Below are 20933 nucleotides of genomic sequence, written 5' to 3'. Positions count from 1 at the left end.
GGGCCCGTCCGGGCCAACCATCCACAAGGCACCGGCAGACGCAGAAAGGCCGCCCGGGTCATCCCGGACGGCCTTTTGCTTTGCCCGATCTGTCTGACGCTCCCCGGCCTACTTGATGCGCGGCAGCGTCTCGAACTGGTGGAAGGGCGGCGGGCTGGAGAGCGTCCATTCCAGGGTCGTGCCCCCCGTCTCCCAGTAGTCGGAACCGACGCGCCGGCCGGCGAAGATCGTGTAGAGGATCGTGACGACGAAGACGGCGTGCCCGGCGAAGGACAGATAGCCGCCCCACGACGCCAGCGCGTTCCAGCCGGCATAGGCGTCCGGATAGTCGGGAATGCGCCGCGGCATGCCCGCCGTGCCCAGGAAGTGCATGGGGAAGAACAGCAGGTTGGCGCCGATGAAGACCAGCCAGAAATGGATCTTCCCCAGGATCTCCGGATACTGGCGGCCGCTCATCTTGCCGATCCAGTAGTAGATCCCCGCATAGATCGAGAACAGCGCCCCCAGGCTGAGCACGTAGTGGAAGTGCGCCACCACGTAATAGGTGTCGTGCAGCGTGATGTCGATGGAGCCGTTGGCGAGCACTACCCCAGACACACCGCCCACCGTGAACAGGAAGATGAAGCCCAGCGCGAACAGCATCGGCGTCTTCAGGCTGAGGGAGCCGCCCCACATGGTGGCGATCCAGGAGAAGATCTTGATGCCCGTCGGCACGGCGATGATCATCGTCGCCGCGGTGAAATAGGCCTTCGTGTCCACGTCCAGACCGACCGCGAACATGTGGTGGGCCCAGACGACGAAGCCGACCACGCCGATCGCCACCATGGCGTAGGCCATGCCGAGATAGCCGAAGATCGGCTTGCGGCTGAAGGTGGAAACGACGTGGCTGATGATCCCGAAGCCGGGCAGGATCATGATGTAGACTTCGGGGTGCCCGAAGAACCAGAACAGGTGCTGGAACAGCACCGGGTCGCCGCCGCCGGCCGGTTCGAAGAAGTGGGTGCCGAAGTTGCGGTCGGTCAGCAGCATGGTGATGGCGCCGCCCAGCACCGGCACGGCCAGCAGCAGCAGGAACGCCGTCACCAGCATGCCCCAGGCGAACAGCGGCATCCTGTGCAGCGTCATGCCCGGCGCGCGCATGTTGAAGATCGTCGTGATGAAGTTGATCGCGCCCAGGATGGAACTGGCGCCGGCCAGATGCAGGGCGAAGATCGCCATGTCCACCGCCGGCCCCGGATGGCCCAGATTGCTCGACAGGGGCGGGTAGAGCGTCCAGCCGGTGCCGGCGCCGAGATCGACGAAGGCCGAGCCGAGCAGCAGCAGGAAGGCGGGGACCAGCAACCAGAAGCTGATGTTGTTCAGGCGTGGGAACGCCATGTCCGGGGCGCCGATCATGATCGGCAGGAACCAGTTGCCGAAGCCGCCGATCAGCGCCGGCATGATGGCGAAGAACACCATGATCAGGCCGTGTGCCGTGACGATGACGTTCCAGAGCTGCCCGTCCTCCACCACTTGCAGGCCGGGACTGTGCAGCTCAAGCCGCATGATGATGGAGAAGACGGCTCCGATCAGCCCCGCGACCGCGGCGAAGATCAGGTAGAGCGTGCCGATGTCCTTGTGGTTGGTGGAGAACAGCCAGCGCCGGACAAAGCCCGGCCGGTGATCCCCGTGCCCCTCCGGGGAGTGGCTGCCGGCCCCGTCGGAGCGCGGCGTGCCGGTGTGGTTCACTTCGACCATGATGTCACTCCTGGCCGGACGCCGGCCCGGCGGGCTGGGCGGAAGGTCCGACGGTTGCAACGTCGGGGGCGGGCGGAATGACGGGCGGGTCCGCCGCCGCCATGCCGCTGGCGATGCCGTCGGGTACGTCAGCCCGCGCGTCCTCCTGCGCCGCTTCGTCCGACGGAGCATCCTCCGAGGAAGCGGCAAGCGGCGCGAAGGCGACCTGGGCCGTCATCGGCTCCAGCCCGGCCTCCGCCCGGCGCTCGTTGATCCAGGCGGCGAAGCGTTCCGGCTCCACCGCCTCGATCACCATGGGCATGAAGGCGTGGTTGGTGCCGCAGATCTCGGAGCACTGGCCGCGAAAGACGCCCGGCCGGTCGATCCGCATCCAGGATTCGTTCAGCCGGCCGGGAATGGCGTCGCGCTTGATGGCGAGCGAGGGCATCGCCATGGAATGCAGCACGTCGCCCGCCGTGATCAGCAGGCGGATGTTGGCACCCACGGGAACGACGGCGCGGTTGTCCACCTCCAGCAACCGGAGGCCGTCCTCCGGCAGGTCGTCATCGGTGACGATGAAGCTGGAGAACTGGAGCCCGCCATGGTCGGGATACTCGAAGTCCCAGTACCATTGCCGGCCGGTGATCTTGATCGTCATGTCCACCTGCGCCGGCTCCCGGTCCATGTAGTAGAGGGACTGGAACGACGGGATGGCGATGGCGATCAGGATCACGACCGGGATGACGGTCCAGGCCACCTCCAGCACGGTGTTGTGGCTGGTCCGACTGGGGGTCGGGTTGCGCTTCTCGTTGAAGCGCACGACGACATAGGCAAGCAGGGCGACCACCAGCAGGCAGATCAGCACCATGATGCCCAGCAGCATCCAGTGGAAATCCTCCAGCCGCTGCATGACCGGCGTCGCCGGCACCTGATGCCACATCTGCCAGTCGACGGGCTGGCCCAGCGGCTCCTGGGCCCATGCGCCGCCGCACAGCAGCGCCGCCAGCGCGAACGGCACGCCCGTCCGGCGCTTCGGCCAAATCCTCATGCATCCTACTCCCTGGCTGCGGGCTCCCTGACTGCGGGGAGCACGCCCGGCCTGAGCCGCCGGGCTCCGCAGGGAGAACACCGCCGCACGGGAATATGCCCGGACAGGGGACGGGCTATTTCGGGGAGGAGAGATCCGGCAGGGCTGCCGCGGTCAGCCCGCCAGCACCCGGGCGAAAAGGGCCGAGTCCACATTGCCGCCGGAGAGCACGACCGCCACGGTGCGCCCCGCGACCGGCAGGCGTCCGCTCAGCAGGGCGGCCAGCGCCACGGCCCCGCCCGGCTCCACCACCAGCTTCAGATGGTCGAAGGCGAAGCGCATGGCGGCGAACGCCTCGTCGTCGCTGACCGCCAGCCCCGGCGCCAGCTCCCGGCGGGCCAGCGCCAGGGTGATGTCGCCCGGCGTCTGCACCATCAGCGCGTCGCAGGCCGAACCGGTGCTGCGGTCGTTGCGCTCCTTGCGGCCGCTGGCGAGCGACCGGGCGAAATCGTCGAAGCCCGCGGGCTCCACCGTGTGGACACGGGCGCCAGGGTGGCTGAGATGCAGGCCCAGCGCCGTGCCGGTGGCGAGCCCCCCGCCCGAGCAGCAGACGAGGCAGTGATCCACCGCCGCGACACCCAGCTCGCGCGCCTGCCGCCCGATCTCAAGGCCGACCGTGCCCTGCCCCGCGATGATGTGGACATCGTCGAACGGCGGCACGATGGTCGCCCCCCGTTCCGCCGCGATGCGACCGCCGATCTCCTCCCGGCTCTCCGTCGCGCGATCGTAGAGGACGACCGCGGCGCCGAGCGCGCGGGTGTTGGCGATCTTCCGCGCCGGCGCGTCGGCCGGCATCACGATGGTGGCCGGCATGCCCAGCCGTCGCGCGGCCTCCGCCACGCCCTGGGCATGGTTGCCGGAGGACCAGGCGACGACGCCGCGCGCCCGCTCCGCCGCCGGAATGCGCGACAGCCGGTTGAAGGCGCCCCGGAACTTGAAGGAGCCGGTGACCTGCAACACCTCCGGCTTCACCAGCACGGTGGCCCCGGTCAGGCGGTCCAGCTCCGCATGGCGCAGCAGCGGCGTAACGACCGCCTGCCCGGCCAGCCGGCGGGCGGCCTCCTCCACGTCGGCGGCGGTGGGAAGCGTCGGCAGGGCAGCGGCATCCATGGCGGGCTCGTCGGCAGCGGGCCCGGTCCGGGCCGCAGGTCTGGGGCGCCCTTGTTGCCCCAGGGCCGGACCGGGCGCAAGGACCGCCGCGTCGCGCGGCTCAGACCGGCGGGCAGCCCGCCGCCGTCGCCCCGGGCACAGGCCAGCTCAGCCGGTAGACGACCAGGTATCCGTCATGGTCGGAGAGCAGACGGCCACGCAGGGCGGCCGGTTCGTCGGAAGTGTCGGGAACCGGCTCGTCGAACAGGGCGGCGACCCGGACGGGACGGACGGCGACGCAGGCACCATCGTCGAAGCCCTGGAGATCCTGGGTCGCCAGCCAGGGTTCGTCACCGTCCCAGGACATCCGGACGTCGCAGTCGTTGGCGGTAACCGTGCAGTAATAGCGGACGAAGGGATAGGGTCGCCTGGACATGGCATAGTCGAGACGTTCCCGCGCCCCCCGCATGTTGAAATCGCCGCCGAAGATCAGCGGATTCCGGGGATCGCGGTGAGTGTCGAGGAAGTCGTCGATCTCGTCGATCTGGCGGTTGTGGGCATAGAGGGCCCGCTTCAGCGAGACGCCCGAGGCGCGCTGCGCGTTGAGGTGCGTCGTCATGATGTCCACCGGCACCGGCACGCCGGGCACCTGCACCCGCACCAGCAGCACTCCCTTGTTCGCCAGGCAGTCATAGCCGGCGCATTCGTACTGCTTGAACGGCCGCTCCGCCTTCTCCACGATCGGATAGTTGCTGAGCGCGTAGAGGCCGCTGGAGACGACCTTGCCCGCCCGCTCGCCCTTCAGGAAACGGCGGTTCTCCAGGAACTCCGGGTCGATGTCGGGCGAGGCCGGCGGCGACGGATCGCGGCGGCGGGGACCCCGCACCCGGTTGGGATAGCCGGCGCGCTCACCGATCCGTGCGGCCCGGGGAATGAAGGCCTCCTGGAGCAGCACGATGTCGGGCTCCTGCCCGGCCGCACGCATCCCGGCCAGTTCCTCCCCGATACGGTCGAGCGCCTGCCCCGGAGTCCGCCGGAACGGCCAGGGCAGACCGTGGACATTGTAGATCAGCACGCTCAGCTCGACGCTGCGCTCGCCGCTGACCGGGTCGGTCCCGATCGCCGGCTCCCGGGCCACGGCCGTCTGCGGCAACGGGGGTTCCTGCGGGTGCGGTCCGGCGCAACCTCCAAGCAGAAGGCCGGCAAGCAGAAGGCCGGCAAGCAGGTGGAAGGCCGCCAGCGGCAGGCCAGCCGGCCAGCGGAACGGCTTGGAAGGCGTCATGACGGTAAAGAACGCCCGGCGCGCCGTTCCCATCCCGGAGCAGAGACCTTTCCGGCACCACGGCGCGGACGGAGCAACTCAGGGCCCCTGCCCCCTGTTGTGCGCTCCGTCCCGCCGGTACTGCCGGCCGGACCGGCGATGCAGGCGGGGGACGGACGATGACAGCGGACACGGGGTCGCGCACGAGCAGGCCCGGCGGCCCCGACAGGCCCGGACACCCTGTGCGCCGTCTGCCGCAGGGGGCCGAGGTGCAGCCGGGCGGCGGCGTGCATTTCCGCCTCTGGGCGCCGGACCACGACCGCGTCACCCTGGTGCTGGAGGACGGTCCCGCCGTCGATCTGGACGCCGCCGGCAGCGGCTGGTTCGAGGGGCTGGTGCCGGAGGCCGCGGCGGGCAGCCGTTACCGCTACCGCCTGGACGGCGACGAGACCCTGCTTCCCGACCCCGCCTCGCGCTTCCAGCCCGAAGGCGTCCACGGCTGGTCGGAGGTGGTGGACCCCGGCAGCTTCCGCTGGAGCGACGGGGCATGGCGGGGCGTCGAGCGGCGCGGCCTCGTGCTCTATGAGATGCATATCGGCACCTTCACCGGCCCCGGCACCTGGGAGGCCGCCATCGGGCACCTGCCGGCCCTGGCCGAGACGGGCATCACCTGCATCGAGCTGATGCCCGTGGCGGAGTTCGCCGGCCGCTTCGGCTGGGGCTATGACGGGGTGGACATCTATGCCCCCACCCGCCTCTACGGCCGGCCGGACGACATGCGCCGCTTCGTCGATGCCGCGCATGGCCTGGGGCTCGGCGTCATCCTGGATGTCGTCTACAACCATCTGGGACCCGACGGGAACTATCTGGGCCGCTTCGCCAGGGGCTACTTCACCGACCGCTACGAGAACGAATGGGGCCGGCCCCTGAACTTCGACGGCACGCCGGCGGACGACGGCGACAGCGGCCCGGTGCGGGAGTTCTTCGTGGCGAACGCCGCCTGCTGGATCGACGAATTCCACCTGGACGGGTTGCGGCTGGACGCGACGCAGCAGATGTTCGATGCGGGCCGCCCGCACATCATCGCGGAGATCGCCCGCGCCGCCCGCGCGGCGGCACCGGACCGCCGCCTCTTCATCGTCGCGGAGAACGAGCCGCAGGACTGCGCCCTGCTGCGGCCGGAGGAGCAGGGCGGCTGCGGCCTGGACGCGCTCTGGAACGACGACTTCCACCATGCCGCCATCGTCGCCCTGACCGGCCGGCGCGAAGCCTACTACACGGACTACCGCGGCACGCCGCAGGAGCTGGTGTCGTCGGCACGGCACGGCTTCCTCTACCAGGGCCAGTACTATGTCTGGCAGGACCAGCGCCGCGGCTCCTCCTGCCTGGGGCTGCCGGCCGAGGCGCTGGTGAGCTACCTCCAGAACCACGACCAGATCGCCAATTCGGCCCGCGGCTGGCGCATCGACCGGCTGGCGGAACTGGGCCGGGTGCGGGCGCTGACCGCTTACATGCTGTTGATTCCGGCGACGCCCATGCTGTTCCAGGGGCAGGAGTTCCGCGCCAGCACCCCCTTCCTCTATTTCGCCGACCATGGGCCTGAACTGGCCGGCACCGTCGCCCGCGGCCGGCTGGAGTTCCTCTCGCAGTTCCAGTCCATCGCCCACAGCGACGTGCGGGAGGACATCCCCGAACCGCACGACCCGGCGACCTTCGCCGCCTGCAAGCTGGACCATGGGGAGCGGGAGAGGAATGCCGACTGGGTCCGGCTGCACCGCGACCTCTTGCGGCTGCGGCGCGAGGACCCGACCTTCCGCCGCCAGGATGCGGCGCGCCTGGAAGGAGCCGTGCTGGGGCCGGAATCCTTCGTTCTGCGCTTCCTGGGGGACAAGCCGGGAGAGGACCGGCTGCTGCTCGTGAACCTGGGCAACGACCAGGAACTGCGCCCGGCGCCGGAACCCCTGCTGGCCCCGCCCGACCGGGCCGGCTGGCGCATCCTCTGGTCCAGCGAGGACCCGGCCTATGGCGGCCTCGGCCAGCCGCCGGTGGAACAGGAGGACGGCTGGTATCTGCCCGCCCGTGCTGCCATCGTGCTGGCTCCCGCCTCGGGAACGGAGGACGGGGCGGAGGACGGGACAGAGAGCGGAACGGAGAGCGGGATGGAACGCTGACGCCCCCTCTGCCCGTTATCCGGACTGACCCCAGCCTCGGAGGGCGCGCTTCCATGGACATCCAGGGCGACAGCATCGGCCAGGACGGCACCGTCACCACCGCCGCGGGGGCGCCGCCCGGCCCGGCCCGGCCCGGCGGATCGGGCGCCGGTCCCGGCGGCGGGCCGGTCGTCCGCCGGATCGACAGGGAGAATGCGGATGCCGACCGGCTGCTGGACGGCGAATGGGTGGTGGCGAACGGCCTGGGCGGCTATGCCTCGGCCACCCTGTCGGGCGCCCTGACCCGGCGCTACCACGGCCTGCTGATCGCCGCCCTGCCGGCGCCGCTGGGGCGGATGGTGCTGCTCTCCCACCTGATGGAGCAGGTGGTGATGCCGGACGGCACGACGGTGCCGTTGGCGCAGATCGACGGTGCCGATGCTCCCGCGGGCAACGGTACCCTGAGCACCTTCCTGATGGAGGACGGGCTGCCGGTCTGGCGCTACCGGATCGGCGGGGTGGAGATCGAGAAGCGGCTGAGCATGCCGCACCGGCAGAACATCGTGCATGTCAGCTACCGGCTGGCGGCCGGCAGCCCGGCGGTACGGCTGCGCCTGCGCCCGTCGGTCGGATTCCGACCGATCGAGGGGTCCGTCGCGTCGGGCGGTGGGCGCGAGTACCGGCTGATCGTGGAGGGGGAGCGCTTCGAGATCTCCGCCGGACCGGAGCTGCCGACGCTGCGCCTGAAGCTGTCCGGGGAGCAGGTCAGCTTCACCCTGGACGGCGAGCGCCGGCGCGAGGTGCGCTTCCGCCTGGAGGCCGAGCGCGGCTACGACAGCCGCGGCACGCTCTGGAGCCCCGGCGGATTCGAGGCACGGCTGGAGCCGGGCGCCGCCCTGACCGTGACGGCGGGGTCGGAGGAATGGCGCGTGCTGGACGCGCTGGAGCCGGAGGATGTCCGCGCCTGGGAGCAGGAGCGCCGCCGGCATCTGGTCGCCATCGCCCCGCCCTGCGCCCGCCAGGGACCGGCGGCGGAGCTGGTGCTGGCGGCCGACAGCTTCCTGATGACGCCGGCCGGCCGCGTCGCCGACATCATCCACGCCTATGCCACGGGCGACGAGGTGCGTAGCGTGATCGCCGGCTATCACTGGTTCACCGACTGGGGCCGGGACACCATGATCTCGCTGGAGGGGCTGACCCTCTGCACCGGCCGGCCTGTGGAGGCCGGCTGGATTCTGCGCACCTTCGCCAAGCACATCCACCGCGGCCTGATCCCCAACCTGTTCCCGGAGGGGGGCAACCGCGGCCTTTATCACACGGCGGACGCCACGCTCTGGTTCTTCCACGCGCTGAACCGCTATCTCTCTCACACGGGCGACCGCGACACGCTGCGCCGGCTCCTGCCGCGGCTGCTGGAGATCGTTGAGTTCCACCGCCGCGGCACGGAATTCGGCATCCGCGTCGATCCCGACGACGGCCTGCTGATGCAGGGCGAGGCCGGCTACCAGCTCACCTGGATGGATGCGAAGGTGGACGACTGGGTCGTCACCCCGCGCCGGGGCAAGGCGGTGGAGATCAACGCGCTCTGGTACAACGCCCTGTCCCTGACCGCCGGCTGGCTGGCGGAGGAGCGGGACGCGGCGGCGGCCCGGCCGGTCCACGAGCTTGCCGCGCTCTGCCGCGACAGCTTCAACCGGCGCTTCTGGAATCCGACGACCGGCCACCTGTTCGACGTGGTGGACGGCGAACACGGCGACGACCCGGCCTGCCGGCCGAACCAGATCTTCGCCGTCTCGCTCGACCATCCCGTGCTGGCACGGGAACGCTGGCAGCCGGTGCTGGACACGGTGCGGGAGCGGCTGCTGACGCCGGTCGGGCTGCGGTCGCTGGCGCCGGGGCACCGCGACTACAAGGAGCGCTACTTCGGCGATCTGCGCGCCCGCGACGCCGCCTACCATCAGGGCACGGTCTGGGGCTGGCTGATCGGTCCCTACGTGGACGCGCACCTGAAGCTGAACCCCGACGACAAGGCGGGCGCCCGCGCCCTGCTGGAGGGGTTCTGGCCGCACCTGTCCGACGCCGGGGTCGGCACCATCAGCGAGATCTTCGACGCCGAGCCGCCCTTCACCCCGCGCGGCTGCATCGCCCAGGCCTGGAGCGTGGCGGAGGTGCTGCGCTGCTGGGTGAAGACGGCATAGAAGGAAGATCCCTCATGCCCCGACCCGGGCCGCCATGACCGGCTCCCAGCGGTCGAAATTCCCGTTCTGGCAGTCGCTGGCCGGCCGGCCGTACCAGTCCCAGGGCAGGTTGCGGGCGTTCAGCCCGACGAAATGGGCGCCGTCCGTCCCCAGTTCGGGCCGCTTCGGCCAGAAGGGGGAGCAGATCGACACCTCCCCCACCCCGACGACCACGGGATCGGCGGCCGCCTGCATCGCCGCGACCTGGAGCCCCTGTTCGTCCAGCTCGCTGCGCAGCGGTACCGGATGCCGGGCCAGCACCGCCAGCAGCGCTTCCTCCAGGTCGTAGCCCGGCGGGAAGCCGCGGATGCCGGTGTTCAGCGCCAGCGGACCGCACAGCCCGTCGAAGGCACCCAGCGCCCGCTCCACGTCCGCGGCCAGGACGCAGCGGCCGGGATCGCCCGCCGCCAGCCAGCCGCGCAGGGAGTCCGGCAGCGACCAGAGAATCAGATCGTTGTCGAAGGCCAGTTCCCAGCGGTCGGGGAAGAGGCGCAGGGGCGCCAGCTTCCAGGCCACGCCTTCGGCCATGCCGGCGTCGAGATGGCCCCGCAGCCCCTCCGGCAGATCGCCGGCCGGCAGCCAGCGCACCCCGGCCGGCGCGTCGCCGGTGCGTCGCTGCGCCTCTTCCGGCGGAAGCGAGTTGACGACGACGGCAAGGTCGGCCGCGGGGCCGAAGACCCGCCGGGCGCCGAGCAGCGACAGGCGCAGCGCCCGGAACCCGCGCGGGCTGACATCGCCCACGGTCCAGCGCAGGCCCAGGGGGGGCAGTGGGATCATGGGCGGTCTCCCCGGTATCCGTCGCGGACGAAGCGGCGGGTGCGGCAGGGCCGGTCCACGGCCCCCCAGCCGTACTTGTAGGGCTCGCGGCCGCGCAGGAAGTCGAACAGGGTACAGCCTTCCGCCGTCGCGGCGCCGATCGCCTCCCCGACCAGGAGCGTGCCCGGCCCGGCCTCGGCCAGCGCCGGATCGAAGCCGCCGAGATAGTAGTGGAAGCACCCCTTGGCCTGGAGCCCGTAGAGCACGGCCACCGGACGGCCGTCGAGGTCGAGCGACAGCAGCCGCAGCAGCCCCGCCGCCTCCAGCGCGGGCAGGGCCAGCCGGTGGAACGCCGCCACCTCCGGGTCGGCCAGCACGCCCGCCTCCCCCCGCTCCCGCCAGCGCGCCGCGTGCAGGGAAGCGAGCGCGTCGAACGTCGCCGCCACCTCCCCGCCCCGCACCTGCCGCACGATCGGCAGGCCGAGCCGCCGCAGCCGGTTCCAGCCGGTGCGCAGGTTCTGGCGCCGGCCGCGGGAGAGGGGGGCAGGCAGAGCCAGCGCCGGCGCCGGTTCCCCCTCCCCGTCCTCACCCGGCCAGGGCGCGGCGGCCCCGGCGAGCGGGGAGCCCGGCGGCAGCCGGTCGGCCTCGCACGAGCACCAGTCCGGGTCGCGCTCCAGCAGCGCGAACAGCGGCGCCAGATCGGCCCCCGTCAGGCCCGGCGCTGCCACGGGCCCCAGCCAGTCCGTCGTGCCGCAGCCCAGCGGCAGCAGCCGGTCCCCCAGAAGGAACAGCGGCCAGAGCGCCAGCAGCCGCCCGCCGTCGCGCAGCGTCAGGGTACGGCAGCGGTCCGGCTGGAAGATCCGCGCCCAGGGCACCAGCCAGGCCGGGTGGTGGAAGGGCGTGGCCGCGGGATCGTCCCGCCAGAGGCGCTCCCAGGCGGGAGCGAGTGCCGCCAGGGCCTCGGCGCCCCGGACCTCCTCCGCCAGCCGCACCGCTCAGCCGGCCATGGCGCGGGACCAGTCCGCGCCGTCCCGGCGGGACCGCAGCGCCGTCCGGTAGCGGGCAAGATAGCCCTCCACCATGGCGTCCAGGCCGAAACGGGCGCGGGCCGCGGCGCGGCAGGCGTCGGGGTCGATGAAGCGCGCGCCCTGCATGGCCTCCGCCATGCAGTCCACGTCCGGCACCAGGAATCCCGTGACGCCCTCCGTCACCACTTCCGGCAGGGCGCCGCGCGGGAAGGCCACCACGGGCGTGCCGCAGGCCATCGCCTCGATGGCGACGAGCGAGCTTGTCTCGTCGCACAGGCTGGGCACGGCCACGCACTGCGCCAGCGACAGCAGGTGCCGCTTGGCCCGGAAGCCCAGCGGCCCCAGCCAGCGGTGCGGGCGCACCAGACGCGGCCGCAGCACGTCCTCGAAGTAGCGCCGGTGCGCCTCGTAGGCATAGACCTGCCCCGCCAGCAGCAGCGGCATCCGGGCCAGGGTCGCGGCCTCCAGGGCATGCTCGAAGCCCTTCTCCGGGCAGATGCGGCCCAGGGCGGCGGCGACCGGACGGCGGCGGGCGACGCGCCCGAACGCCTCCACCGGCACGCCGTTCAGCACCGGGGGCAGCAGGGCCGCGGTCCCCCGCGGGCAGGCGTGCGCCTGCGTCTCGGAGACGGGCACCAGCCAGGTGTCCGGCCGCTCCAGCCGCCAGAGCAGATCGGGATACCAGCCCGGCGGCAGGTGCAGGGTCAGCAGCGCGGGCACGCCCGACGGCGGCAGATAGGCCATCGCATCCACCCCGTGCAGGTGGACGAGATCGACCGGATGGCGGTCGAGGACGGCCCGGATCGCGTCACGCACCCGCGCCTGGGCGCGCTGCCGGGCCGGCTCGTCCAGCACGCCCGTCTCGGCCGGGATCGCCAGCAGCTCGCCGGCGACGGTCGAGCCCTCGCTGGCGATCACCAGCGAGCGGTGGCCGCGGTCGACCAGACCGCGGTCGAGCCAGGCCAGGATCTGTTCCGCCCCGCCCACGGCGTCGGCACTCACGGGGGCCAGCGGGTAAGCGACCTGCAACACGGTCAGCGCCATGGCGGAGCCTCCAGTTCCAGCGCGCCGATCGCCCCGGCCGCCAAGGCACGCCAGCCCGCACCGTCCAGCCCGCCCCAGCGGAAATTCTCATACCAGGGCGGCCCCTCATGGGGCGGACTCAGGAAGTCGTAGGCGGGCGCGGGGCGCAGCCGCTCGCAGTCGAGGTGGAACTGCGCCAGGACCGCCTGCTGAGTGTGGTGGCATTCGAGAAGGCGTCTCTTCAGGATGCGCGCCTCCTCGTCGAGAGGCAATTCCACCTCCGGACAGTCCGGCCGCCATAGGAAGCGGTTGGTCACCAGATTGCCGTCCGGCCCGGCGTGATAGCTCGCCATCTCCAGAACGGCGGGGGCGGGTCTGCCCTGGCGGGCCAGCAGACGCGCGGCCGCATGGACGGCGAAGCAGGCGGCGTCGTGGTCGGGGTGTCCGCCCTCGTAGGGATGGGTGATGGCCAGGGCCACGCCCTGCGCATCGAACAGATCGGCCAGCCGGCGTGCCAGCCCCGCCATGACAAGGCTGGCCTCCTGGTCGGCCACGCCCAGGCCGACCAGCCGCACCGGCGGGATGCCGGCCACGGCCATGGCCGTCTCCAGCTCCTCCCGCCGGGCGGCGGCATAGTCCTCCCGGCTGGCGAAGCCGTGCTCGCGGGCGTCGCGCATGTCGGCGGGGGCGCCATCGGTGATGTGGACGATGCGCAGGCCGGCCAGCCGGGGAAGCTGCGCCCCCAGCCCCACCGTCTCGTCGTCGGGATGGGCGGCGACCAGGGCGATGCGGCGGGCATCCAGGACCGTCACCTCCGGCCGGCGCAGCTCCCGCAGGAACGCCTGCACGACCGGCGCCCCCCGCGCCTGCCCCCGCAGCGCCCTGCCGAACGGCCCGGGTCCGCCGGGGCTCACGCCCCGGCCGGCGCCAGCCGCTGGTCGGCCCGCACCGCTCCCGTCTGGCCGGAATAGCGGCGGGTCATCTCGACGCAGAACTGCGCGAATTCCTCCGCCGCCTGCGGCGGGCTCGTGTGGTGCGGCTGGACGCCCTTGTGCTCCGGGGTGAAGCAGTAGGTGACGGTGACGTCGAAATCCCGGAGCGCCTCCATCTGCCGGTCGAACCAGTCGAGCGCCCCGGGCCGGAAGGAGTCGGCCCAGGAAAGGCCGGTGCGGAGATAGGTGACGCCGAGATCCTTCATCAGGCGCACGGCATCGTCCAGCCGGTGGTCCTCGAAGTGGAACCACTGGCAGAACCCCATCTCCGGGGTGTAGCGGGCGAAGTCGTGGAAGGCCCGCTTGGGCGTTCCGTCCTCGCGCACCAGCCCCATGTAGAAGTGGCGGTAGTAGCTCGACCCTTCCGCCTCGCGGTGGCGGGTCGTGGCGGGCCAGGCCTTGGGCAGGTCGAACAGGCTGTACCAGTGGATGCGGGGGACCCGGCCGATCAGCAGCTCGGCCGTGCGGTTCAGGCCGAACTCCTGCACCTCCTCCGCCCCGAAGGTGGAGATGCCGACCTCCGACACCCAGAGATCCTTGGAGGTGACCTGTCGGATCTCCTCCAGCTTGTCCGGCCACTCGTCGATCTGCCAGTGGTTCCAGTCCAGCGGGAAGCCGTGGACGGCGACCGCGTCCACCTCGTCCAGCACGCCACGGCCCTGCATGTTGCGCAGGAATCCAGGGTCGATGGGCGAGATGCCGCCCAGCACCCGCGGCACGCCGGGGCATTCTTCGCGCAGGGCCTTCCCGGTCAGCCGCGCCATCGCGGCGAACAGCGCCCAGTCGCTGTCGAGCTCGATGTCCCAGTGGGACTTGTTGTTCGGCTCGTTCCAGATCATGACGCTGTCGAGCATGCGTCCTCCCCTCCCCTTGCAAGCGGTGCGGCCGGCCTCAGCCGGGGCCGCGGGCCGGATAGGCCGCCAGATCGCCCGGCGGCCGGGGACCGCGGCGGCAGACGAAGACTTCCTGTTCCGGATTGGCCAGGATCTCGAAGCCAGCACTTCTCAGCATGGCCTCGGCGCAGGCCCTGTTGGGAACCCACCAGTTGGTATGGTCGTCGGCATAGCGCCGCTCTATGAAGTGCAGCCGCGGATAGCCCGGCCGGTCGAAGGGCGCCGTCTCCGCGAAGGGGTAGTTCTCCGCCACGGGCTCGATCTCGGGGCTGCCGCGCTGCATCGACTGGAAGACCAGCAGATCGCCGGCGACATGCTCGTGGATCAGGTCCAACGCCAGCAGCGGGTGGCGCAGGTGGTAGAGCACCCCCATGAACAGCACGAGGTCGAAGCGGCGGCCCAGCCGCGCCACGTCGTAGACGGACAGCTCGCGGAACTCGATGTCGCGCAGGCCCAGCACCTCGGCGGCGAAGCGGGCCTGACCCAGATAGCGGGGGTCGCTGTCGATGCCCAGGACATGGGCGGCCCCCCGGCGCTTCATCTCGATGGCGTAGAAGCCGGCGTTGCAGCCGATATCCAGCACGCTGCGGCCATCCAGGTCGGCCGGCAGGGCGTCCGCGAAGGAGCGCCATTTCACCGCCGGATAGTCGCCCAGGAAGTGCTCCGGCGCCGTCCGCACCCCGCACAGGTCCATGTTGTGGAACCAGGGACCCAGCGCCTCCGCGCGGCGGCGGATCGCATCCGCGTCCGCCGGTCCCGCCCTGTCCGTCACATCCGTCATTCCGCCTCCGTCCGTTCGACCGGTGGCAGGCCGGGGTCCCGTCCGCCGACCTGCCCGGCCAGCAGGCCGATGGCGGCACGGTAGCCGTGGACGGTGCCGACATCGACATACGCCTCCCCGGCCTTGACCCCCACGGCGCGGCCGCCACGGGCGATCCAGGCGTTGACCAGGGTGCCGACATACTCGTCGCGGCGGTCGCGCTCCCGCCAGAGCTGGTGCAGCTCGCGGAAGACGCGGCCCGGCATCCTGAAGGCGCCCCAGATCCAGCGGCTGGCGGGATCGGGGCGCTTCACCTGGATCTCCTGCACCACGCCCTCGGGGGACAGCACCACGGCATCGAACAGCTCCGGCCTGTCCACCGGAAACAGCAGGAACGAGAGTTCGTCCTCCGGCAGCGCGCGCAGGGCATGCTCGGGGAACCAGACCGTGTCCGGCAGGCCGACGATCACCGGCTCGTCCGGCCCGACCAGGGGCAGCGCCCGGAACAGGGCGTCGCACAGCCCCCCCGGGCGCGGCTGCACGACATAGGCGATGGCGGCCGTGCCGTAGCTGCCGCCGTAATATTCCAGGATGTCGGACTTGCCGGGGGAGATCACCAGGCAGAGCTTGTCCGCCCCGCCCAGCACCATCCGCTCCAGCAGGTATTCGCTGACCGCCCGCGGGCGTTCCGTCTCCCCGTCCAGGCGGCTGCCGACGGGCAGCAGCTCCTTGGAAAAGGCCAGCGGCTGGATGCGGGTGCCGTTCCCCGCGGCCGGCACGATGCCCCACATGGCGCCCCTCCTCCGCTTCCTCAGGTCCCGGCCCGCGCCGGGCGGCGGGCCTGCTCCAGAAGGGCCAGCAGCTCCGCCGCCCGGCGCTCGGCCGTGTGCTCGGCCAGCACGCGCTCCCGCGCGGCGGCGGCGATGCGGCCCAGCTCGGCGTCCTCCCGGTCGATGGCCGCCACCGCCTCCTCCGTCGTGCCGGCGACCAGAATCTCCCGGCCCGGCGCGAAGAAGGCCTCCAGCCCCTCCCAGCGGTCCGACAGGATCGGCGTGCCGCAGGCCGCCGCCTCGAACAGCCGGCCCGACGGGCACCAGCCCATGGCGGCCATGGCCGCGCGCGTCACGTTGAGCGTCAGGCGGGACGCGGCGAAGAAGGCCGGATGCTCCGGCGGCGGCAGGTGGCGGACGAACCAGATGTTCTCCGTCCAGGGAAAATCCGCCGGGTACTGCGCCCCGCCGATCACGAAACGGCGCCGCGGCAGCCGACGCGCCGGCTCGACCAGCAGCGTCTCCAGCGCCGCCTGCCGGTCGGCGGCATAGGTGCCCAGGTAGGACAGGTCGGCACGGTACCGGGGCTGCGGCGGCACCGGGCGGTGGACGGCCGGATCGACATGGCCGTAGAGCGGCGCCACCCGTTCCGCGCCCAGCCGGGTCCGCAGCGCCTCCAGGGCGAGCCCGCCGGTGTAGCTCAGCACCAGATCGAAGCCGCGCAGCCCCCGCGGGCCGACATAGGCCAGCGTCTCCCCGGCCTCCAGCCGGGCCAACGTGACCGGCGTGTCCAGATCGTAGAAGAGGCGCAGGCCCCGCGCCTCCTGAAGCACCAGATCGGTGGCGGCGATGCCGTCGGGGCAGTAGCTGGTGACCATGGCGGCGTCGGCCTCCGCCAGCGCCGCGCGGGCGCGTGGCAGCACGTCCGCCCAGTCGCGGTAGAGCACCAGCCCGCCGCCGGGAACCTCCCGGTAGTCGCGCGTCTCCGCGTACCAGTCCTGGTCCCGCTCGAAGAAGGTGACGTGGTGCCCGGCCCGGGCCAGCGCGGCGCACAGGCCGCGCCAGAGCGTGGCATGGCCGTTCCCCCAGGAAGACGAGATGGTGAGACCGAAGACGACCAGCCTCATCCGTCCACCCCCGGCCGCGGCGTCTCGTTGACCGACAGGACCCGCGGTCCCCAGGGGGACAGTTCCACCCGGCTGACGGAGGCGGGATCGACCTCCAGCCGGTGCGCGAGGTCCAGCGGGATGCCCAGCCAGAAGGCCAGCACGGCGCGGATCGGATCGCCGTGGGAGACGAGGGCGACGGTGCCGTCGGGCCACCGCATCCGCGCCGTCTCCAGGTGCCGCAGCAGACGGACCTGGACCTCCGCCATCGTCTCGCCCCCGGACGTCTCTCCCCCGGACGTCTCTCCCCCGGGCGGGCGGGAGCCGGTGCGCCAAGCATTCCAGGAGCGCCAGCCGGGATCGGGCTCCAGGGCGTCGAACGCCTGCCCGGTCCAGGCGCCGAAGTCGATCTCGTCCAGCTCCGCCGCCGTCTCCACCGCCAACCCGTGGCGCCCGGCGATGGCGGCGGCGGTGGCACGGGTGCGCGCCCGCGGGCTGGACTGCACCGCAGCCAGCGGCTCTCCCGCCAGCCGGTCGGCCAGAGACGCGGCCAGCCGCGTCCCCTCGTCGGACAGGGGCACGTCGCTACGGCCCACCAGCGTCCGGCCCTGGAGGGCGTGCGGCGCGTGCCGGACCAGCAGGAACCGGGTCATGCCACCCCGCCGGTCCCGGGGTCCCTGCCGTCGATGAAGTCGCGCGTGCGCTGCCGCGCCTCGGCATCGGTCCACTGGTGCGGCGGCGACTTCATGAAGTAGCTGCTGGGGCCGTCGAGCGCCCCGCCGATGCCGCGGTCCAGCGCCAGCTTGGCGCAGCGCACCGCGTCGATCACCACGCCGGCGGAGTTGGGGCTGTCCCAGACCTCCAGCTTCAGCTCCAGGTTCAGGGGCACGTCGCCGAAGGCGGTCCCCTCCATCCGGATGTAGCACCATTTGCGGTCGGTCAGCCACGGCACGAAGTCGCTCGGCCCGACATGGGCATCGTCGTTCGCCAGCGGGCGGTCGAGCTGGCTGACCACCGACTGGGTCTTCGACTGCTTCTTCGATTCCAGCCGCTCCCGTTCCAGCATGTTCAGGAAATCGGCATTGCCCCCGAAATTGAGCTGGTAGGTCCGGTCCAGCCGGACGCCGCGCTCGCGGAACAGGTTGGCGAGCATGCGGTGGACGATGGTGGCGCCGACCTGGGACTTGATGTCGTCACCGATCAGGGGGAGCCCCGCATCCTCGAAGCGACGGCGCCATCCCGGCCGGCTGGCGATGAAGACCGGGATGCAGTTGACGAAGGCGCAGCCCGCCTTCAGCGCCTGTTCGGCGTAGTATTCCGTCGCCCGCTGCGATCCGACCGGCAGGTAGGAGACCAGGACGTCCGTGCCGGTGTCGCGCAGCACGGCGGCGACGTCCACCGGCGCCGCCTCGGACTCCGGCACGCGGTCGCGGAGGTAGCTGCCCAGCCCGTCCAGGGTGGGGCCACGGCGGACCGGCACGCCCAGCGGGGGCACCTCCGCGAATCGCTGGGTGTTGTTCGGCGGGGCGAAGGCCGCCTGCGCGACGTCCAGGCCGACCTTGGCGTGGGCGACATCGAAGGCCGCCGCGACCTCCACATCCCCGACATGGTAGCCGCCCAGGCGGACATTCATCAGGCCAGGCACGGAATCGTTGTCCCCGGCGGCGCGGTAGAACTCGATGCCCTGGATCAGCGACGAAGCGCAGTTGCCCACACCCGCCAGCGCGATCCGGACCCTGGGTTCCGTCTTGACCGCCCGTGCCACCACGATCCGCTCCGCCCCGTCCCGCCGGGGCACGACCGGCCGCGCCCCGCCTACCCTGGGCTCAACGACCGCCGGCCCCGCTTGTTCCCATTCACGTTCGTTCGGGGCAGCGGCGATCGGACCGGCGGCGGGGTGGAAGGGCGGGATCAGGCGCCGGAGCGATGGTCGTCGCAGGACCGGAGCGGCAGGAAGGGCAGGCCCGCCATCTCCATGGCCCGGTCGATCTCCTCCTCGCTCTTGCCGTCGAAGAGCTGCATCAGCAGTTCGTCCACCGCATGCTCCTCGATATGGCCGCACTCGGCATGGACGCGGGCCAGCACGGCAAGCTGGAAAGCGCGCCGGTCCGCCGCGCCGCCCTCGTAGCCGGTCTCCCGCACGACCTTGAGGGCGGAGCGGAAGGGCGGCGTCAGGTGCGGATGGATCTGCGCCCGCTCGAACAGCGACCGGACCCCCAGCGGACCATCGTCGGCCAGCAGGATGCGGGCATTGGCGACGGCGATCCCGGCGCGCACCGCCATGCCGGCCGTGAACAGCGCCAGATCGCCGGCACACAGCGCCCGGAACAGCAGGGTCGGGGTAAGGCGGCCGTTGACGTGCAGGTGCCGGGCCAGCAGCTCGACATCCGTGCCGTCGCGCGTCAGCGGCGCCAGCAGCAGCATGGTCGCCGCCTCGCGCCCGCGCCCGACCAGATCGGCCACCACGGATGGAGTCAGGTGGTAGCGCTCGACCAGGGTCCGGCGCAGATCCTCCGAGACGCGGTGGATCAGCTTCTCCACCACCGTCGGCGGCAGTTCCGGCCGGTCGGCCAGCGGCTCCGCCACCATCGCCACGTCGCCGTAGCGGTCCGCCACCCGTTCCAGGGTCGGGGTGGGGATCTCCGCCCCGTCGTTGCGCAGCAGCGTCCCGATGGCCGGCAGGTTCGCCGTCTCCACGATGGCGTCGGCCACGGCGGGGGAGATCCGGGCGCTGCCGGCGATGGCGACATGCTTCTCCGCATCCCGGCCGCTCAGCACCTCCAGCAGGAAGTCGTCCGCCAGCCTGGCGAAGCGCAACACCGGGAAGGCCACACGGCCGACATCCTCGGCCAGAGTGCGCGCCAGATCGTCGGTCAGGAGCGGGCTGTTGTGGATCTGCCAGGCGACCGCCTCCCGCACCGCCACCTCGGCATCGCGGGCGAAGCGCAGCAGCACCTCCCGCGCCAGCTCGGCCTCCCGCGGCTCCAGCCGGTCATCGGACAGTTCGGCGACGACCTTCGACATGGTGTCGATCCGCGCCTGGGCCGAGCGGTCGGCCAACAGCTTCTTGACGTCAACGGCAGACAGGGCGCGCGTGCCCGGGCGGGGCGTCTCGGCGGTCGGGGTCCTGCTCATGGCGATCGGCTCCGGGGTTGCGGACCGGCGGAACGGGTCGGGTCAGGTCGGGAAGCGTCGGAGCGGATGCCATCGGTCCAGGCCCGCACCTCCCCCGTCGGGGAGGCGCTGGTCGATATGGCCACCCCATGGAATAATCCGGCCACCATTCCCGACATTTCGCTTCAAATTTTCAGACAATTCAGCGTGAATTCAAGAACAGGCCGAAGCGTTTCTTGTGTCTTCTTGCGGAAGATACCAAGATCAGTCGGAGAATTCCATATTCATGCGGGATTCATATGGGGGATGACGCGAATGGGGGATGACGCGAAGACATCCCAGTTCGCGCGTCACCTTTTCCCGTTCAGGTCCGGCATAGCCCCACGGCACACGCACAGCGGCGCTGCCGCGTTCCACATCGGAACACAGGGGAACGCGATGAAACCGGCAGGTCCGGGGATCAGCGCCCCGCGCCGGCGGCATAGCCGGCGAGGACGGGCCGCAGCGGCTCCAGGTCGTAACCGGCGCGGGCCGCGCGGGCGGTCACCTCGTCCGGGGTGAAGCGGCCGTCCCGCGTCGCCGCCATGGCCCAGAGATGGGTGGACCGGGTGCCGGTGCGGCAATGCAGCAGCACGGGCCCCTCCACTTCGGCGAGGGCGCGGGCGAAGGCATCCACCACGGCCGGCCCCATGGTCCGGGCATCCACCGGGACATAGGCGTAGGCGAGACCGTTCCGTGCCGCGGCCGCGGCCGCCCGCTCATGGTCGAGCTGGCCCGGTTCCTCGCCGTCGGGGCGGTTGTTGATGATCGCCTTGAAGCCCTGCCGGGCGGCCTCGGCGATATCGTCCTCGCTGATCTGCGGGGCGGTGAAGACAGTGTCTTCCAACTGGCGGGCCTTGAGGTCCATCGCGTCGCCTCCGGACTGCGGATCGGACACTCAGCCTATCCCAC

At 71.7% G+C, this 20933-nt stretch carries 18 protein-coding genes; 2 read left to right on the top strand and 16 right to left on the bottom strand.

What is annotated here, in order from left to right:
• Positions 1-108: 108 nt before the first annotated feature.
• From ctaD to ACFQPS_RS00920, 4 genes are all read right to left on the bottom strand, one after another.
• On the bottom strand, positions 109-1737 hold the full coding sequence (ctaD, locus tag ACFQPS_RS00935) for a cytochrome c oxidase subunit I (protein WP_377355658.1): 1629 nt from the start codon (positions 1735-1737) through the stop codon (positions 109-111).
• 4 nt (positions 1738-1741) lie between these two features.
• Positions 1742-2764, bottom strand: a complete 1023-nt coding sequence (gene coxB, locus ACFQPS_RS00930; RefSeq protein WP_377355656.1) for a cytochrome c oxidase subunit II — start codon at positions 2762-2764, stop codon at positions 1742-1744.
• 153 nt (positions 2765-2917) lie between these two features.
• Complete coding sequence (locus ACFQPS_RS00925) at positions 2918-3913, bottom strand: threonine ammonia-lyase (protein WP_377355654.1); 996 nt, start codon at positions 3911-3913, stop codon at positions 2918-2920.
• Between the two features lie 100 nt (positions 3914-4013).
• The gene (locus ACFQPS_RS00920; protein WP_377355652.1) at positions 4014-5045 is read right to left on the bottom strand and encodes an endonuclease/exonuclease/phosphatase family protein; all 1032 of its coding nucleotides are present in this window, start codon (positions 5043-5045) and stop codon (positions 4014-4016) included.
• A 350-nt stretch (positions 5046-5395) separates the two neighbouring features.
• Between ACFQPS_RS00920 and treZ the strand changes: the two genes are divergently transcribed.
• Complete coding sequence (gene treZ / locus ACFQPS_RS00915; RefSeq protein ID WP_377355650.1) at positions 5396-7324, top strand: malto-oligosyltrehalose trehalohydrolase; 1929 nt, start codon at positions 5396-5398, stop codon at positions 7322-7324.
• 53 nt (positions 7325-7377) lie between these two features.
• On the top strand, positions 7378-9501 hold the full coding sequence (locus ACFQPS_RS00910) for an amylo-alpha-1,6-glucosidase (protein WP_377355649.1): 2124 nt from the start codon (positions 7378-7380) through the stop codon (positions 9499-9501).
• Between the two features lie 12 nt (positions 9502-9513).
• On the opposite strand, the gene ACFQPS_RS00905 is transcribed toward ACFQPS_RS00910, so the two are convergent.
• From ACFQPS_RS00905 to ACFQPS_RS00850, 12 genes are all read right to left on the bottom strand, one after another.
• Entirely contained in the window at positions 9514-10317 is an 804-nt protein-coding gene (locus tag ACFQPS_RS00905) for a hypothetical protein (RefSeq protein ID WP_377355648.1), read from the bottom strand.
• Positions 10314-11288: a GNAT family N-acetyltransferase gene (locus ACFQPS_RS00900; RefSeq protein WP_377355647.1), complete on the bottom strand. Its 975-nt coding sequence runs from the start codon at positions 11286-11288 to the stop codon at positions 10314-10316. Before ACFQPS_RS00900 ends, ACFQPS_RS00905 begins: the two co-directional genes overlap by 4 nt.
• A 3-nt stretch (positions 11289-11291) precedes the next feature.
• The gene (locus ACFQPS_RS00895; protein ID WP_377355646.1) at positions 11292-12368 is read right to left on the bottom strand and encodes a glycosyltransferase; all 1077 of its coding nucleotides are present in this window, start codon (positions 12366-12368) and stop codon (positions 11292-11294) included.
• Positions 12359-13195: a PIG-L deacetylase family protein gene (locus tag ACFQPS_RS00890; protein ID WP_377355644.1), complete on the bottom strand. Its 837-nt coding sequence runs from the start codon at positions 13193-13195 to the stop codon at positions 12359-12361. Before ACFQPS_RS00890 ends, ACFQPS_RS00895 begins: the two co-directional genes overlap by 10 nt.
• A gap of 62 nt (positions 13196-13257) precedes the next feature.
• A complete protein-coding gene (locus ACFQPS_RS00885; protein ID WP_377355642.1) occupies positions 13258-14193 on the bottom strand; it encodes a beta-xylosidase in 936 nt (311 codons plus the stop codon).
• A 37-nt stretch (positions 14194-14230) separates the two neighbouring features.
• Positions 14231-15013 (bottom strand): TIGR04290 family methyltransferase, encoded by a 783-nt coding sequence (locus ACFQPS_RS00880; RefSeq protein WP_377355640.1) that lies wholly within the window; start codon positions 15011-15013, stop codon positions 14231-14233.
• On the bottom strand, positions 15010-15783 hold the full coding sequence (locus ACFQPS_RS00875; RefSeq protein WP_377355638.1) for a sugar phosphate nucleotidyltransferase: 774 nt from the start codon (positions 15781-15783) through the stop codon (positions 15010-15012). The genes ACFQPS_RS00880 and ACFQPS_RS00875 overlap by 4 nt, the downstream gene beginning before the upstream one ends.
• A 20-nt stretch (positions 15784-15803) precedes the next feature.
• Positions 15804-16889: a CgeB family protein gene (locus tag ACFQPS_RS00870; RefSeq protein ID WP_377355637.1), complete on the bottom strand. Its 1086-nt coding sequence runs from the start codon at positions 16887-16889 to the stop codon at positions 15804-15806.
• On the bottom strand, positions 16886-17521 hold the full coding sequence (locus ACFQPS_RS00865; RefSeq protein ID WP_377355636.1) for a histidine phosphatase family protein: 636 nt from the start codon (positions 17519-17521) through the stop codon (positions 16886-16888). The genes ACFQPS_RS00870 and ACFQPS_RS00865 overlap by 4 nt, the downstream gene beginning before the upstream one ends.
• On the bottom strand, positions 17518-18666 hold the full coding sequence (locus ACFQPS_RS00860; RefSeq protein ID WP_465269606.1) for an inositol-3-phosphate synthase: 1149 nt from the start codon (positions 18664-18666) through the stop codon (positions 17518-17520). Before ACFQPS_RS00860 ends, ACFQPS_RS00865 begins: the two co-directional genes overlap by 4 nt.
• 113 nt (positions 18667-18779) lie before the next feature.
• The gene (locus tag ACFQPS_RS00855; RefSeq protein WP_377355635.1) at positions 18780-20003 is read right to left on the bottom strand and encodes a DUF2336 domain-containing protein; all 1224 of its coding nucleotides are present in this window, start codon (positions 20001-20003) and stop codon (positions 18780-18782) included.
• Positions 20004-20442: 439 nt separating this feature from the next.
• The gene (locus ACFQPS_RS00850) at positions 20443-20919 is read right to left on the bottom strand and encodes a protein tyrosine phosphatase family protein (protein ID WP_377355633.1); all 477 of its coding nucleotides are present in this window, start codon (positions 20917-20919) and stop codon (positions 20443-20445) included.
• Positions 20920-20933 lie beyond the last annotated feature (14 nt).

It is taken from the genome of Rhodocista pekingensis (assembly GCF_042665545.1).
In the GTDB taxonomy this organism is placed as follows: Bacteria; Pseudomonadota; Alphaproteobacteria; order Azospirillales; family Azospirillaceae; genus Rhodocista; species Rhodocista pekingensis.
This window is presented reverse-complemented; position numbering and strand designations above follow the sequence as displayed.